This window comes from Pseudomonas paraglycinae, from assembly GCF_021601625.1.
Classification (GTDB): Bacteria; Pseudomonadota; Gammaproteobacteria; order Pseudomonadales; family Pseudomonadaceae; genus Aquipseudomonas; species Aquipseudomonas paraglycinae.
The window spans coordinates 1-14,683 of the sequence record NZ_BQHR01000022.1 but is presented as its reverse complement, the minus strand read 5'-3'; the positions used below and the strand labels follow the sequence as shown (position 1 = coordinate 14,683).

Genomic DNA, 14,683 nt, shown 5'->3' with positions numbered 1-14,683 from the left:
TTTACCTCACTTCGCCATCATGTAGGTGTGGATGCTGAACATGATCCACAGCGACAGACCGACCAGCAGCACGATCACGATGGCCGTAAAGACGAACGCAATCACGTTGTTACGTTGAGCGATGGAACGGTCCAGGTGCAGGAAGTAATACAGGTGAACGATCACCTGGATCACGGCGAACAGCAGGACGATTGCCAGCGTCGTCGACTTCGGCAGGGTCGGGAACATCACCAGGCCGAACGGGATGACGGTCAGGATTACCGACAGGATGAAGCCAATGGCGTACGACTTTACGCTGCCGTGGCCAGCATCATGGCTGTCATGGGAGTGTGCATTAGCCATTACAGGGTCCCCATCAGGTAAACAACGGTGAATACGCAGATCCACACCACGTCCAGGAAGTGCCAGAACAGGCTCAGGCAGCTCAGACGGGTCTTGTTGGTCGCCGTCAGGCCGTGCTTGTTGACCTGGTACATCATGATGCCCATCCAGATCAGACCGGCAGACACGTGCAGACCGTGGGTACCGACCAGCGTGAAGAACGCCGACAGGAAGCCCGAACGGCTAGGACCGAAGCCCTCGGAGATCAGCAGGTGGAACTCGTTGATCTCCATGGCGATGAAGCCTGCGCCGAGCAGGAAGGTCATGAACAACCAGCCCAGAACCTGCTGCTTCTTACCTTTGTACAACGCCAGCATGGCGAAGCCGTAGGTGATCGAACTGAACAACAGCAGAGCGGTTTCGCCCAGCACGTATGGCAGTTCGAAGATGTCGTGGCCCGACGGGCCACCGGCGACGTTGTTTACCAGTACCGCGTACACCGCGAAGATCGACGCAAACAGAATGCAGTCGGTCATCAGGTAGAGCCAGAAACCGTATACGGTCATCTCGCCCGAGTCGTGGTGATGGTCATCGTGCCCATGGTCATGACCATGGGCGTGTCCAGCATTGGTCACTAAGTTCGACATTGTTTAAGCCTGTTCCAACTTGGTTTCAACACGGGTTGCGGAAGCAGGGATCTTCCCGGCCGCTACCAGACGCTTGTGCTGCTCGGCTTCGATGCGCTCGATTGTTTCAACCGGCACCATGTAGCCCTGATCGTCACGTGCTGCGTGAATCACGAAGTAGATGACAGTGCCGGCCAGGCTGGCGATCGCCAACCACCAGATGTGCCAGATCATCGCGAAACCGAACACGGTCAGCAGTGCGCCCATCACCACGCCAGTGGCGGTGTTGTTCGGCATGTGGATCGGTTCGTACTTGGCCGGAGCCTTGTACGCAGTACCGTTTTCCTTGGCCTCGGTGAACGGATCGATGCAGTCTGCTTTTGGCAGTACAGCGAAGTTGTAGAACGGAGGTGGCGACGAGGTCGACCATTCCAGGGTATGGGCATTCCACGGGTCACCGTGTTCGCACATGTTTTCCGGCTTGTTGCGGTCACGCACCGACACGTACAGCTGGATCAGCTGGCAGGCGATACCCACAGCAATCATCACCGCACCGAACATGGCAACGTACAGGTACGGTACCCACTCAGGGTTGGTGGTGGCGTTCAGACGACGGGTCATGCCCATGAAGCCCAGAGCGTAGAGCGGCATGAACGCGACGAAGAAGCCCGAGATCCAGAACCAGAACGCTGCTTTACCCCAGCCTTCGTGCAGCTTGAAGCCGAACGCTTTCGGGAAGTAGAAGCCGAAGCCTGCGATGTAGCCGAATACCGCGCCGCCGATGATCACGTTGTGGAAGTGAGCGATCACGAACAGGCTGTTGTGCAGAACGAAGTCAGCACCCGGGATGGCCAGCAGTACGCCGGTCATGCCGCCGATGGCGAAGGTCACCATGAAGCCCAGGGTCCACAGAACCTGGCTGGTGAAGCGCAGACGGCCCTGGTAGATGGTGAACAGCCAGTTGAACAGTTTCACACCCGTCGGGATGGAAATCAGCATCGTCGCCAGACCGAAGAAGGCGTTGACGCTGGCACCCGAACCCATGGTGAAGAAGTGGTGCAGCCAAACCATGAAGCCCAGTACCGAGATCGCGCCCGAGGCGTAGATCATCGAGTGGTGGCCGAACAGTTTCTTGCCGGTGAAGGCCGAGATGACTTCCGAGAAAATGCCGAACGCCGGCAGGATCAGGATGTAAACCTCAGGGTGGCCCCATGCCCAGAACAGGTTGACGTACATCATTGGATTGCCACCAAGTTCATTGGTGAAAATGTGGAAATCCATGTAACGGTCAAGGGTCAGCAGTGCCAGGGTAGCGGTCAGGATCGGGAACGAAGCCACGATCAGAACGTTTGCCCAGGTGCAGGTCCAGGTGAAGATCGGCATGTCCATCAGTTTCATGCCTGGGGTACGCATTTTCAGCACGGTCGCGAGGAAGTTGACCCCCGTTAACGTTGTACCCAGACCCGATAGCTGTAGCGCCCAGATGTAGTAGTCCATCCCCACGCCAGGGCTGTATTGCAGACCCGACAGCGGTGGATAGGCAACCCAGCCGGTCTTGGCGAATTCGCCGACGCCCAGGGACAGGTTGATCAGCACGACGCCGGATACCAGCAGCCAGAAGCTCAGGGAGTTCAGGAACGGGAACGCAACGTCACGCGCGCCGATCTGCAGCGGCACTGCAAGGTTCATCAGGCCGGTGAAGAATGGCATCGCCATGAAGATGATCATGATCACACCGTGAGCGGTGAAGATCTGGTCATAGTGTTCAGGTGGCAGGTAGCCAGGCGAACCCTCGGTGGCCATGGCCAGCTGGGTACGCATCATGATGGCGTCGGCAAAACCGCGCAGCAGCATGACCATGGCGACGATGATGTACATCACGCCGATTTTCTTGTGGTCGACCGACGTCAGCCACTCGGTCCACAGGTAAGTCCACTTCTTGAAGTAGGTGATTGCAGCGAACAACGCCAGACCACCGAGCGCGATCATCGAGATGGTGACCATCACGATCGGCTCGTGGAAAGGGATCGCTTCCCAACTTAATTTACCAAACATCGTTTACTCCTCTGCCCCGGCAGCTGAATGCGAATTCGAGTCCATATCCGTTGCCGCCACTTCTTTCTCTTTCTTCTCGTGCTTCAGCGGCTTGCCCGGTTTCATGCCTTCGTACTTGTCGACGATGGTCTGGAACAGGTTCGGCGTGACCGAGGAGTAGAGCTCGACTGGATTGTTCTGGCTTGGCTTGGCAAGGGCTGCGTATTCAGCGGCTTCAAGCTGTTTAGGTGCCTTTTTGACTTCACTTACCCAGGCGTCGAAATCTTCCTGAGAAGTTGCGATCGCTTTGAATTTCATACCGGTGAAACCAGCGCCGCTGTAGTTGGCGGAGATACCGTCCATTTCAGCGTTGCGGTCAGCGATCAGGTGCAGCTTGGTGGTCATGCCCGCCATCGCGTAGATCTGGCCGCCCAGGCCCGGGATGAAGAACGAGTTCATCACCGCGTCCGAAGTGATCCGGAAGTTAACCGGGGTGTGCGCCGGGAACACGATCTTGTTGACCGTGGCGATGCCTTGTTCCGGATAGATGAACAGCCACTTCCAGTCCAGCGCGACCACTTCGATGGTCACAGGCTTGACGTCGGATTCGATCGGACGATACGGATCCAGCGAGTGGGTCGACTTGTAGGTGATGTAACCCAGGGCAATGATGATCAGGACCGGGATGGTCCAGACTGCCACTTCGATCTTGGTCGAGTGCGACCATTTCGGGGTGTAGACGGCGTTCTTGTTCGAGGCGCGGTACTTCCAGGCGAACAGGAAGGTCATGACGATGACCGGCACAACGACCAACAGCATCAGCAGCGTGGCGGTGATGATCAGGTTGCGCTGTTCCAGGCCGACCTGGCCCGTTGGATTGAGCAAGGTCATGTTGCAGCCTCCCAGCAACAACGTGCCGAGCAGCGGCACTAGGCCTAGTAATCTGGGGTACCTGTTTTTACTCATCTCACGACCTCTAAAGCAGCTTGCGCAATGCAGTTGGGTTTTGATCGCCAACACTTCACCCTGCCAAGGGTTGGCATTTTCTTTGGATTGAATAAGGGCCGCCCGTCGCGCGTCAGACGCTCGACAAAACCTGGGACAGCGGTCAGTTCTTATTCGAATTCGTGGTCAAAGGCCTTGTTACAGACCAATTCCATTTGGTGCGGAAAGTTGGAAGGCACCGACACCTGGGTGTCTCGCAAGCCTCTCGGCTGCTCGACACCCGACTTCCTGCTCGCCTCCTTAATAAAGGCTGAACAGTGCCGGGAATTCAGTGCGGGCGATTGTAGATAGGTAGCGCCCTATACACCATGTCTTATCCCGAAATAATTTTTATCGCTCCGAGCAACAATCCATCACCGTTTTTGCAAAAGTTCCGCATGTTATCGAAATCGATTCTCAACAAAAACACCAAAAAATGTAGGTCTATCGGCCTCAGTTCAGACAGCTCCGAGGGCTTTTTCCCACGGCGCGATCCGCGCAAAGCCCGATATGCCAAGGCTTTTGGCCATCTGCCGGAGTCTGTTAAAACTGCCTGATCCGGCACACGCGTGCAAAAACCGAAAAACGCTGAAACAGACCAATCCTTTTTTGTAACAGCACTCCAATCCGGGCCTGTGAAACGAGCTGCGACACGGCCTGTGTGACAACATGTCGCACACCTGTCGCACCCTTCCTTGCCGTTCGTCACGGTGTTTTCACACAGACCCTGAAATGCAAAACGCCTCGATCTGCGTCACCGCAAATCGAGGCGTTTGGTTTATCGGCGCACGCGCCGAAAAGTTGATTCAGCGCAACGCTTTTCGGTTACGCGAGGTCAGCAGCGGCACCAGGATCACCACCAGCACGAAGGCCACGAGTGCCCATTGCGCCAGCGACAGGCCGAGGATCGGCGGGTACGGCGTCGAGCAGAAACCGTCGACCTGGAAGCCCAGCGGGAAGATCTTTGCCAGCGGCAGGTCATCGACGATCGGTTGCAACACATCGATGCCGCAGCTCACCGCCGGATAGAACTGGGTGTACACGTGATGCCCGGCGACACCGGCGCCGGCGATGGCACAAATCACCACCAGCACCTCGAACACCGTGATGCTGCGTCGGGTGCGCATGGCCGCGCCGATGAACGCGAACAGCGCGATCAGCAGCAACGCATAACGCTGCAGGATGCACAGCGGGCACGGCGCCTCGCCCAGCACGATCTGCATGTACAGCGCGCCGCCGATCAGCGCCAGGCAGATGATGCCCAGCAACACCAGATAGCGCCGCTCACGTCCCAATCGAATCGTTTCCTCGCTCATCGCGTTTCCCTTTCATGTCCATGGTTCAGCTGGCCGGCGGCTGCGCTTGCAGTTGCGCCATCAGGCTGATGTTGTCTTCGATATGCCAATTGGCCGCGATGCGACCGTTGTCGATCTGATAGATATCGGTTGCCCGGAAGTCTACACGCTGGCCCTGCCCTTTGAGAGCCTTGAACGTGCCGGTGAAATGCCCGCGAAAGTGCAGATGCACCACCACGCGATCCCCGGCGACGATCATTTGCTCGATCTCGCAACTCAAGTCCGGCACCGCCGTGCGAAAGAACTTCGACGCCAGCAGCGGCCCGGTCGGCCCCTGCACCCGGCCTTCCGGCGGGGTCTTGTCGACGAACTGCGGCGACAGGGCGGCGGTGGCCAACGCCTCTTCACCCGTGTTCCAGAAACTGCCGTAACGCCGCGCCGCCAGTTCCATTGCATCTCGCTGGGCCTTGGGCAGGCTCTGATCGACGATCAGGGTCTGTGGCTGGATCAACGCGGATTCGGCGAACGCGAACGGACTGGACAGCAAGGCAACCGACAGGCCCAAAGTGGCCAGGCTGAAACGACGGGAAGAGGCGAAGTGCGACATGGGGGCGATCCTGATCATGTAAACGAACGAGCGCCTATCATCAGCATCGGGGAATAAACGATAAACCGGTTAAGAAACGATTAACCTTTAAACAGAATTTAAGAATCAGGGCCGTGTAACGGCCAATCGCTGGCAAGCCAGCTCCCACAAGGGCCGTGTCGAACTCAAATCCTGTGGGAGCGGGCTTGCCCGCGATAGAGGCGACTCGGTCCTGGATTATTCCAGAGCAGCAGCCGGCCCGAAGAACTCATACCGGCTCTGCTTCTCAGGCACACCCAGCGCCTTCAGGTGACGCTTGATCGCCCCCATGAAGCCTTTCGGCCCGAGGAAGTAAGCGTCCACATCACGCTCCGCCGGCAGCCACTCGCCCAGTTGCTCCTCGCTCAACAACCCGACCTTGTCCGCCGCCGGGCTCACACCATCATCTTCGGCGTAGCAATAGAAGCGCTTGAGCTGCGGATGACGCGCGGCCAGCCCGTCGATCCAGTCACGGAACGCGTGCACGCTGCCGTTGCGCGCACTGTGGATGAAGTACACCGGACGCTCGGTTTCCAGCGCCGCTTCCAGCATCGCCAAAGTCGGAGTGATGCCGACGCCGCCGCTGATCAGCACCAACGGTTTGTCGCTGGCCGTCAGGGTGAACTCCCCCGATGGCGGGAACAGCTGGATGCTGGCGCCGACATGCAGTTGATCGTGCAGGTAATTGGAGGCACGGCCGCCCGGTTCGCGTTTGACGCTGATGCGGTACTGACCTTTGTTGGCCAGTGCCGACAGCGAGTAATTGCGGCGGATTTCTTCGCCGTCGAGGATCAGCTTCATGCCGATGTACTGGCCTGGCTCGGCTGCGAGAATCGGGCCCTTGTCCGCAGGCTCGAAGTAGAACGAAATGATTTCCGCGCTCTCCTCGACCTTGGCCGCGACGATGAACTCCCGCGCCCCGCGCCAGCCGCCGACGGCTTGCTCTTTCTGGTCATAAATGGCGGTTTCGGCGCCGATCAGGATCTCGGCCAACTGACCGTAGGCTGCGCCCCAGGCGTTCATCACTTCCGGCGTGGCGATTTCTTCGCCGAGTACTTCGGAGATGGCGCGCAACAGGCAGGTGCCGACGATCGGGTAGTGTTCCGGCAGGATCTGCAGGGCCACGTGCTTGTTGATGATCTTTGCCACCAGATCGCCCAACTGGTCGAGTTGATCGATGTGGCGGGCGTACATCAACACGCCGTTGGCCAGGGCGCGGGGCTGGTCACCGCTGGCCTGGTGGGCCTGGTTGAACAGCGGGCGGACTTCCGGGTACTCGGAGAGCATCATGCGGTAGAAATGGGTGATCAGCGCTTCGCCGCCGCTTTCCAGCAGAGGCACAGTGGATTTGACGATGGCACGATCCTGGACGCTAAGCATAAGGGTGACTCCTGAGCTTTCTCTAAAAGTGCCTTATCCATTCCAGTATTCGTGCCAACTATTTTTTCTATACAAATCAATAGCTTGAAAATTATGTAGTCAGATCGACACAAGTGCCTCTATAGTCGCTTCGACTACAACGTGTCTCTTTGACTACAAGCTTATGTCCGCCAAATCATTGCTCACCGCCCTGCTCCCACTGGTCTCCGACCTGTCCCGCGAACTGCCCGAAGGCGAGCGCTATCGACGCCTGCTCGAAGCCATGCGCGCCCTGCTGCCCTGCGATGCCGCCGCACTGTTGCGCCTTGACGGTGAATGGCTGGTGCCGCTGGCGGTGGATGGCTTGAGCACCGACACTCTTGGTCGACGCTTCAAGGTCAGCGAACACCCGCGCTTCGAAGTGCTGCTGGCCGGCGAAGGGCCAACGCGTTTCGCCGCCGACAGCGACTTGCCCGATCCTTACGACGGACTGGTCGACGGCCTCGACGATCATCTTGAAGTTCACGACTGCCTCGGCTGTCCGTTGTTCGTCGATGAAAAGCTTTGGGGCCTGATTACTCTCGACGCCCTCGATCCCGAGCGTTTCGAACCGATCGAGCTCGACGCCCTGCAAGCCTTCGCCAGCCTCGCATCGGCCACTGTGAATGCCGCTGAACGCATCGAGCGTCTGGCAATTCGCGCTGAAGACGAACACCAGCGCGCCGAGGTTTATCGTCAGGCCAGCGGTCAGCAAAACCGTGAAATGATCGGCCAGAGCAAGGCCCACAAACGGCTGGTGGAAGAAATCAATCTGGTCGGCGGCAGCGACCTGACCGTGCTGATCACTGGGGAAACCGGGGTCGGCAAGGAACTGGTGGCCCAGGCCATTCACGCAGCCTCCAAGCGCGCCGACAAACCGATCATCAGCCTCAACTGCGCGGCGCTGCCGGACACCTTGGTGGAAAGCGAACTGTTCGGCCACGTGCGCGGCGCCTTCACCGGCGCCACCAGCGACCGGCGCGGCAAGTTCGAACTGGCCAACGGCGGCACACTGTTTCTGGATGAAGTCGGCGAGTTGTCGCTGACCGTCCAGGCCAAGCTGTTGCGGGTTTTGCAGAGCGGCCAGTTACAACGTCTGGGTTCGGACAAGGAACACCAGGTCGATGTGCGCCTGATCGCCGCGACCAACCGCGACCTGGCTGAAGAAGTGCGCAGCGGCCGCTACCGCGCCGACTTCTACCATCGCCTCAGCGTCTACCCGTTGCGGGTGCCGGCGCTGCGTGACCGGGGCCGCGATGTGTTGTTGCTCAGCGGTTATTTCCTGGAACAGAACCGCTCGCGCATGGGCCTCAACAGCCTGCGCCTGAACAGCGACGCCCAGGAGGCGCTGCTGGCTTACACCTGGCCGGGCAACGTGCGGGAACTGGAGCACTTGATCGGACGCAGCGCGCTGAAGGCGCTGGGCAACTGCAAGGTGCGACCGAAGATTCTCAGCCTGAGCGCGATGGACCTCGATCTGCCGCGCGAGGTTGTGGATAACTCGTCGGTGCCGTCCGAAGCGACTGCCGCCCTGCCATTGATCAGCGGTGACCTGCGCACCGCCACCGAGCAGTATCAGCGGCAGTTGATCAGCGCGGCGCTTGAGCGCAATCAGGACAACTGGGCCAGTGCCGCGCGTGAACTGGGGCTGGACCGGGCGAATCTGGCGCGGATGGCCAAGCGGTTGGGGATGAAAGGCTAAAAGCACACCCTCACCCTAGCCCTCTCCCTGAGGGAGAGGGGACTGATTGGGGGATATTGCAGAAATCCGCCGACGTGAACGATCTTTACTGAATCCAGATCGACTCGGTCATTCAGGTCGATGTACAACGCCAGACACCTCGGTCGGCCCCCTCTCCCTCCGGGAGAGGGCTGGGGTGAGGGGCTCTGGATCTCAAAGCCACCCGACAACTAACCTAAAGCCCAACCTTTTGACGCCGATAACCCGGCATCAATAGTTTCTGGCGATTTCCACTCTCGCCCATCACCTTTTTCCACAGAAGGTTTTTATGTCTTCCAACAAAGCCCGCGCAGATTCACTTTCGCTTCTGCTGTTTACCTTGCGCAGCGGCAAGCTGATGGCGATCAACCTGCTGAAGGTCAGTGAAATCATCCCCTGCCCGCCGCTGACCAAGCTGCCGGAGTCGCACCCGCACGTCAAAGGCATCGCCACCCTGCGCGGCGCTTCACTGTCGGTGATCGACCTGAGCCGCGCCATCGGCGAGCGGCCGCTGGAAGACCCGAACGGCGGCTGCCTGATCGTCACCGACGTCAGCCGTTCGAAACAGGGCCTGCACGTGCAGGCAGTGAGCAAGATCGTGCATTGCCTGACCACCGACATCAAACCTCCGCCGTTCGGTTCCGGCGGTTCACGCGCCTACATCACCGGCGTAACCTCGGTGGACGGCACGCTGGTGCAGGTGCTGGACATCGAAAAAGTCATCCACGGCATCGCCCCGGCGCAGATCGAAATGGCCCCGACCGAGCTGAGCATGGAAGACGCCGAAGTGCTGGGCAACGCGCGGATTCTGGTGGTCGACGACAGTCAGGTGGCGCTGCAGCAATCGGTGCACACCCTGCGCAACCTCGGCCTGCAATGCCACACTGCGCGCAGCGCCAAGGAAGCCATCGACTGCCTGCTGGACCTGCAAGGCACGGCGCAGCAGATCAACCTGATCGTCTCCGACATCGAAATGTCCGAGATGGACGGCTACGCCTTCACTCGTACCCTGCGCGAAACCCCGGACTTCGCCCACCTCTACGTGTTGCTGCACACCTCGCTGGACAGCGCGATGAACAGCGAAAAGGCCCGCCTCGCCGGCGCCAACGGCGTGCTGACCAAGTTCTCCTCACCAGAGCTGACCCACTGCCTGATCGAAGCGGCCAAGCATGTCGCTGCTCAGGGTCACTGAGTCTTGAGCGAGACGTTCTGCTTCCTGATGCGGCGCGACCTGAGCCAGGATGTGCCCGCCATCGAATGGCCGAACGGCATCGAACTCACGACCTACAGCGCCGAACACGCATCCGCCGTGCATGAACTGATGCAGATCGGCTACCGCGAAGGCGGTGGCCGGGTGCCGGCGCTGGACGTGTGGCAAAAGCAGTTCGAGAACGATCCGGAATACGATCCGGCACTGTGTTTCATCGCCAGCGATGCCGACGGCGTCATCGGCGTGGCGCAATGCTGGACCAGTTCCTACATCAAGAACCTGGTGGTGCATCCTCGCGCCCAAGGACGTGGATTGGGTCGGGCTTTGCTGCTTCATGCATTCAAGGCGTTTCAGGATCGACGCGAAGGATTTGTCGACCTGAAGGTGCTGGAAGACAACCGGCGAGCGCAGCGCTTGTACGAAATGTCTGGAATGTATGTGGTTCGCCGGGAAATGGTGCCGGACTGACAAACTAAAATCCTGCGGCATGTTCCAACCTTGGCGATCAAACCTCCAAGGATGCCCGAACCATGAAACGCCTCGCCCTCTCCGTGCTTTGCCTCATTGCCCCGTTGGCCCACGCCTCCAGCCCCGATGCCTGGGCGGCCTACGACAAAACCGTGCTCGCCAGCTGCACCAAGGCCAGCGGCCTGAAAAACGCCAAACCGGTCGGCAACGCCGCGCAATTCGATGACCGTGTCGGCTACACGGCGCTGTTGCTGCAAGGCCAGTACCCGCAAAAACACATGAAGGGCCAGCAAGGCACGGAGCTGTGCCTGTACAACAAAAAGTCGAAAACCGCGTTCGTCACCGAATGGGACTCGATCCGCCCGACCGCCAAACCCTGAGCGAATGGCGCACAACTTGCTTCACTCCGGTCCTGTACGGCGGCTTTACGTCGCCGATTCACACCCTGATTGAAGATTGCCCGCTCAATGAATACGACCTTTTCCTGCGTAGGCTGCGGCAAATGCTGCACCGATCACCACGTGCCCCTGACCTTGGCCGAAGCTCGCATGTGGGCGGCCGACGGCGGTCAGGTGATCGTGCTGGTGGAGGCGTTTCTTGCCAACGGCCTGGGCCTGCCGGAACAGCAGCGCGAACATGCGCAACGGCGTTCGGCGGTGGTGCGCAGCGGAATGTCCGACGCCCATGTGGCGATCACTTTCGCGGCCTACAACGTTGGCCCATGCCGGAATCTTGACGAAGACAAGCTGTGCCGCATCTACGAGCGCCGACCGTTGGTGTGCCGCATCTATCCCGCCGAAATCAATCCGCACATCCCGCTCAACCCTGCCGCCAAGGACTGTCCGCCGGAGTCCTGGGAGCAAGGGCCGCAACTGATCGTCGGGGGTGAACTGGTGGATCAGGAACTGGTGACGCTGATCCAGCGCTCCCGTCAGGCGGATCGCGACGACATCCGGATCAAGGATGCGATCTGCGGCTTGCTCGGCATCCGCACCACAGCGCTCAAGGGCGACGGCTTTACCGCTTACTTGCCGGACATGGGCGCGTTTGCCTCGGTGATCGATCAGGTCACGGCGCAGCCATTGAGCGAAGCTTCCAGCGAATGGCTGTTCCATGTCTCCGGCGACGACATCGCCGGGCAAGTACGGGCGGCCGGGGCACAAGTGGTGTCCGAGCCGCCACAGACCTACGCGTTTATTTCACTGCGCGCGGCCTAAGCGCCCTGCCGCCGCCAGAACTCCCGCGCCAGCGAACGCAAATCCCCCGCCAGCCCCGCCACATCCTGTGAGTTGAGCTGGCTCTGGCGCCCCTCATCCACCGTCAGCTCGCACGCCGTGCGAATACTGACGATGTTGCGGTTGATGTCCTCGCTCACCGCGCTCTGTTCTTCGACCGCTGCCGCAATCTGCAGACTCATCTCGGTGATCTGCTCGACCCGCCCGCTGATCCCGTCCAGTGCCCGGGCCGCACGCTGCGCCTGTTCGACGCTGTTATCCACATGCTCGCTGCTCTGCTGCATCACCAGCACCGCATCCCGCGCGCCGTTTTGCAGGGTGCTGATCATCCTTTGAATCTCGTTGGTCGACTGCTGAGTGCGCTGAGCCAGACCCCGCACCTCATCGGCCACCACCGCAAACCCGCGCCCGGCATCCCCGGCCCGGGCCGCTTCGATCGCCGCGTTGAGCGCCAGCAGATTGGTCTGCTCGGCGATGCTACGAATCACCTCCAGCACCCCGGAAATTTCGCTGCTGTAGCCTTCGAGTTGATGAATCACCTCGGTCGCCCGCCCCAACTCCTCGGCCAGCCGCAACACCGCACTGCGACTCTCGCCGACCAGCAAATGCCCCTCACGGGTTTCCGTCCCGGCCATATCCGCCGCCACCGACGCCTGCTGCGCATGGCTGGCGACCTCGGCCACACTGGCCGCCATCTGATGAATCGCCGCCGCCACCTGATCGGTTTCCGCCTGCTGCGCCAACGTACTGGTATGACTGCTGTGCAAATGATCCACAAGCTGCGCCGCATGCCCGGCCAGTCGCTGCGAGGCATCACCGATCCGCCCCACCACCGCACCGACCTGGGCTTCGAGCATCTGCAACGCAAACTCGATCTGCCCGAACTGATCCCGCCGCCCGGTATAAATGCCCTGACTCAAAGGGTTGTCAGCAATCAGCCGCGCACGCTCGGTCAAACGCTCCAGCGGCCGCAACAACCAACCCACGCCCAACGCACACGCACCACTGCCGGCCACCAGCGCAGCGGCTTCGATACCCATGGACTCCGGCCGCAGCCAGGCTTCAATCCCCAGCACCACCACCAGCACCGAACTGGTCAACGCCACGATCTTCGCCCGCAAACTCAGCGCCGGCAGTCGCTGCCAACGCACCGCCCGCCCCTCGCGCAACTGCGCATACGCCCGCTCCGCCGCCGCCATCTGCCGCGCATCCGGCCGTGTACGCACCGACTGATACTCCACCGCCGCACCGTTCTGCGTGACCGGCGTGACATAGGCACTGACCCAGTAGTGATCACCGTTCTTGCAACGATTCTTCACCAGCCCCATCCACGACCGCCCGCGCTTGAGCGTCTGCCACATATGGGCAAACGCCTGCGCCGGCATGTCCGGATGACGCAGCAAATTGTGCGGCGCACCCAGCAGCTCGTCGCGGCTGTAACCGCTGATCCTGATGAAATCGTCGTTGGCGTAGGTGATCGCGCTGGTCAGATCGGTGGTCGAGAGAATGTTCGCATCCGGCGCAACATCGACATTGCGCCCGGTCACCGGGAGATTGATCTTCATGAAAAGCGCGCTCGTTTTATTGGAAAGAGTCGGCAGGGCTGCTGACTCTAAGCGCACTCACTGGTTAAACGTTGATCTGGCTCAGGAACTGAGCAATTAGCCATCACTGTGACCGAAAATCACAGCGACGGCCGAGGCGGGATGGAATCAGCGCTTGCCCATCGAACGGCGAGTACCCGAAGGCGCCACACCCGGAATCTTGGCGTGACGATCACCGTCTTTGCCCTTGAACTGCGGCTGCTTCGCCGCTTTGGCAGCCGCCAGCTCACCTGGCTTGAACGGGAACTTGAACGCAGGAATGGTCGGCTTGGTATCGCCGGCCTCAGCCAGCTCTGCCGGGACATCGCTCACAGCGTTGTCGATTGGGGAAGTCATGAAAGCTCCGCGAAGCAAAAAGACCGGCCCGGTGGACGAGCCGCGAAAGCGCGCAGTATACCTGCGTGAGCGGAGTTTAAAGAGTCCCAAAAAGAGTACGACCGGTGGCTTTTACGAACGGGTCGACTAACGGATCAGTTCCCCCAACCAACCCAAAAGCACTGCAACAACAAACGGTACACCCCACACATTTCCAAACATCCGAAAATGGAACGCGGAGCGTCCCTGGCTGCATTCCCACGCGGAGCGTGGGAACGATCAAGCAGTAAGCAGTCGCTTCTCGCCTCTCGCTTCCCACCACTCAACACAATGAGCGTTAGCTCGAGTAAGGCTTTTGACGTGCCGGCCCCATCGGAAGGCTGAGTGGAGGGATTTATCCGGGGGTGGGCGCGTAGCGCCGTTTGGCGGAGCCAAACACATCGAGAGGAGGTGCAGCGAAGCAAACCGTAGGCGATGCCCCCGGATGAATCCCGGAACGAAGGAACGCCGAGCCACAGCGAGGCGCCGAACGCAGGGGCCAAGCCTTTTGCTTACTTTTTGGCGTTTGAAAAAGTGAGCCGCTGTAAGAGCGGAACCGCCATCCGCAACACCCGAAGAAACGGATATTTACAAAGAACACCCAAAGCATGGCCGGCCCAAAGGCCGCCAAGTCAAAAGCCGAAACTGACAGCGCCGTCAGTTAGCCGTCACCCTCCTGACCCCCAAACAAGTTTATAAAGACAAAACCTGCCCAAACCCCGTCCCCCTGCCGCCCCACAAGCATGCAAACCCAGAAGAAAAAAGCCCTGCTCGCTATCCTGCTGACCGCCGTCCCAGCCGGGGCCCTG

Annotated in this window: 14 protein-coding genes and 1 pseudogene; 5 read left to right on the top strand and 10 right to left on the bottom strand. The window is 59.9% G+C overall.

Annotated elements, in window-relative coordinates:
* Positions 1–6 precede the first annotated feature (6 nt).
* The 7 genes from cyoD to hmpA all read right to left on the bottom strand — a co-directional run bounded on the left by cyoD (position 7) and on the right by hmpA (position 7,265).
* The gene (cyoD, locus tag L6D82_RS25375; RefSeq protein ID WP_007956718.1) at positions 7–342 is read right to left on the bottom strand and encodes a cytochrome o ubiquinol oxidase subunit IV; all 336 of its coding nucleotides are present in this window, start codon (positions 340–342) and stop codon (positions 7–9) included.
* Positions 342–968, bottom strand: coding sequence for a cytochrome o ubiquinol oxidase subunit III (locus L6D82_RS25370; protein WP_007956720.1), 627 nt, complete (start codon positions 966–968; stop codon positions 342–344). Before L6D82_RS25370 ends, cyoD begins: the two co-directional genes overlap by 1 nt.
* 3 nt (positions 969–971) lie before the next feature.
* Positions 972–3,002: a cytochrome o ubiquinol oxidase subunit I gene (gene cyoB, locus L6D82_RS25365; protein ID WP_007956721.1), complete on the bottom strand. Its 2,031-nt coding sequence runs from the start codon at positions 3,000–3,002 to the stop codon at positions 972–974.
* 3 nt (positions 3,003–3,005) lie between these two features.
* A complete protein-coding gene (gene cyoA, locus L6D82_RS25360; RefSeq protein WP_011335843.1) occupies positions 3,006–3,947 on the bottom strand; it encodes a ubiquinol oxidase subunit II in 942 nt (313 codons plus the stop codon).
* A gap of 824 nt (positions 3,948–4,771) precedes the next feature.
* On the bottom strand, positions 4,772–5,281 hold the full coding sequence (locus L6D82_RS25355) for a disulfide bond formation protein B (RefSeq protein WP_007956723.1): 510 nt from the start codon (positions 5,279–5,281) through the stop codon (positions 4,772–4,774).
* A gap of 25 nt (positions 5,282–5,306) precedes the next feature.
* Positions 5,307–5,867: an ester cyclase gene (locus tag L6D82_RS25350; RefSeq protein WP_096822812.1), complete on the bottom strand. Its 561-nt coding sequence runs from the start codon at positions 5,865–5,867 to the stop codon at positions 5,307–5,309.
* Positions 5,868–6,083: 216 nt separating this feature from the next.
* Positions 6,084–7,265 (bottom strand): NO-inducible flavohemoprotein, encoded by a 1,182-nt coding sequence (gene hmpA / locus L6D82_RS25345; protein WP_129973665.1) that lies wholly within the window; start codon positions 7,263–7,265, stop codon positions 6,084–6,086.
* Positions 7,266–7,428: 163 nt separating this feature from the next.
* Here hmpA and norR point away from each other — a divergent pair, with 163 nt between their 5' ends.
* From norR to L6D82_RS25320, 5 genes are all read left to right on the top strand, one after another.
* Complete coding sequence (norR, locus tag L6D82_RS25340) at positions 7,429–8,985, top strand: nitric oxide reductase transcriptional regulator NorR (RefSeq protein ID WP_102716899.1); 1,557 nt, start codon at positions 7,429–7,431, stop codon at positions 8,983–8,985.
* A 307-nt stretch (positions 8,986–9,292) separates the two neighbouring features.
* The gene (locus L6D82_RS25335; RefSeq protein WP_011335848.1) at positions 9,293–10,195 is read left to right on the top strand and encodes a chemotaxis protein CheV; all 903 of its coding nucleotides are present in this window, start codon (positions 9,293–9,295) and stop codon (positions 10,193–10,195) included.
* Between the two features lie 27 nt (positions 10,196–10,222).
* Complete coding sequence (locus tag L6D82_RS25330) at positions 10,223–10,681, top strand: GNAT family N-acetyltransferase (protein ID WP_236191918.1); 459 nt, start codon at positions 10,223–10,225, stop codon at positions 10,679–10,681.
* A gap of 62 nt (positions 10,682–10,743) precedes the next feature.
* A complete protein-coding gene (locus L6D82_RS25325; RefSeq protein ID WP_007956738.1) occupies positions 10,744–11,061 on the top strand; it encodes a hypothetical protein in 318 nt (105 codons plus the stop codon).
* Between the two features lie 87 nt (positions 11,062–11,148).
* The gene (locus tag L6D82_RS25320) at positions 11,149–11,898 is read left to right on the top strand and encodes a YkgJ family cysteine cluster protein (RefSeq protein ID WP_236191889.1); all 750 of its coding nucleotides are present in this window, start codon (positions 11,149–11,151) and stop codon (positions 11,896–11,898) included.
* Here L6D82_RS25320 and L6D82_RS25315 read toward each other — a convergent pair.
* The 3 genes and pseudogenes from L6D82_RS25315 to L6D82_RS25310 all read right to left on the bottom strand — a co-directional run bounded on the left by L6D82_RS25315 (position 11,895) and on the right by L6D82_RS25310 (position 13,856).
* The gene (locus tag L6D82_RS25315) at positions 11,895–12,956 is read right to left on the bottom strand and encodes a methyl-accepting chemotaxis protein (RefSeq protein WP_445009173.1); all 1,062 of its coding nucleotides are present in this window, start codon (positions 12,954–12,956) and stop codon (positions 11,895–11,897) included. The two genes, L6D82_RS25320 and L6D82_RS25315, sit on opposite strands and share 4 nt — an antisense overlap.
* Positions 12,957–13,199: 243 nt before the next feature.
* Positions 13,200–13,481: pseudogene (locus L6D82_RS28875) on the bottom strand (PAS domain-containing protein); the annotation flags it as partial.
* A 147-nt stretch (positions 13,482–13,628) separates the two neighbouring features.
* A complete protein-coding gene (locus L6D82_RS25310) occupies positions 13,629–13,856 on the bottom strand; it encodes a hypothetical protein (RefSeq protein ID WP_085649354.1) in 228 nt (75 codons plus the stop codon).
* Between the last annotated feature and the right edge of the window lie 827 nt (positions 13,857–14,683).

Coding starts and splice junctions, on each gene's coding strand:
- L6D82_RS25325 (WP_007956738.1), top strand. CDS start 10,744: ATGAAACGCCTCGCCCTCTCCGTGCTTTGCCTCATTGCCCCGTTGGCC.
- L6D82_RS25320 (WP_236191889.1), top strand. CDS start 11,149: ATGAATACGACCTTTTCCTGCGTAGGCTGCGGCAAATGCTGCACCGAT.
- cyoB (WP_007956721.1), bottom strand. CDS start 3,002: ATGTTTGGTAAATTAAGTTGGGAAGCGATCCCTTTCCACGAGCCGATC.
- hmpA (WP_129973665.1), bottom strand. CDS start 7,265: ATGCTTAGCGTCCAGGATCGTGCCATCGTCAAATCCACTGTGCCTCTG.
- L6D82_RS25335 (WP_011335848.1), top strand. CDS start 9,293: ATGTCTTCCAACAAAGCCCGCGCAGATTCACTTTCGCTTCTGCTGTTT.
- L6D82_RS25310 (WP_085649354.1), bottom strand. CDS start 13,856: ATGACTTCCCCAATCGACAACGCTGTGAGCGATGTCCCGGCAGAGCTG.
- cyoA (WP_011335843.1), bottom strand. CDS start 3,947: ATGAGTAAAAACAGGTACCCCAGATTACTAGGCCTAGTGCCGCTGCTC.
- norR (WP_102716899.1), top strand. CDS start 7,429: ATGTCCGCCAAATCATTGCTCACCGCCCTGCTCCCACTGGTCTCCGAC.
- L6D82_RS25370 (WP_007956720.1), bottom strand. CDS start 968: ATGTCGAACTTAGTGACCAATGCTGGACACGCCCATGGTCATGACCAT.
- L6D82_RS25350 (WP_096822812.1), bottom strand. CDS start 5,867: ATGTCGCACTTCGCCTCTTCCCGTCGTTTCAGCCTGGCCACTTTGGGC.
- L6D82_RS25355 (WP_007956723.1), bottom strand. CDS start 5,281: ATGAGCGAGGAAACGATTCGATTGGGACGTGAGCGGCGCTATCTGGTG.
- L6D82_RS25330 (WP_236191918.1), top strand. CDS start 10,223: ATGCGGCGCGACCTGAGCCAGGATGTGCCCGCCATCGAATGGCCGAAC.
- cyoD (WP_007956718.1), bottom strand. CDS start 342: ATGGCTAATGCACACTCCCATGACAGCCATGATGCTGGCCACGGCAGC.
- L6D82_RS25315 (WP_445009173.1), bottom strand. CDS start 12,956: ATGGGTATCGAAGCCGCTGCGCTGGTGGCCGGCAGTGGTGCGTGTGCG.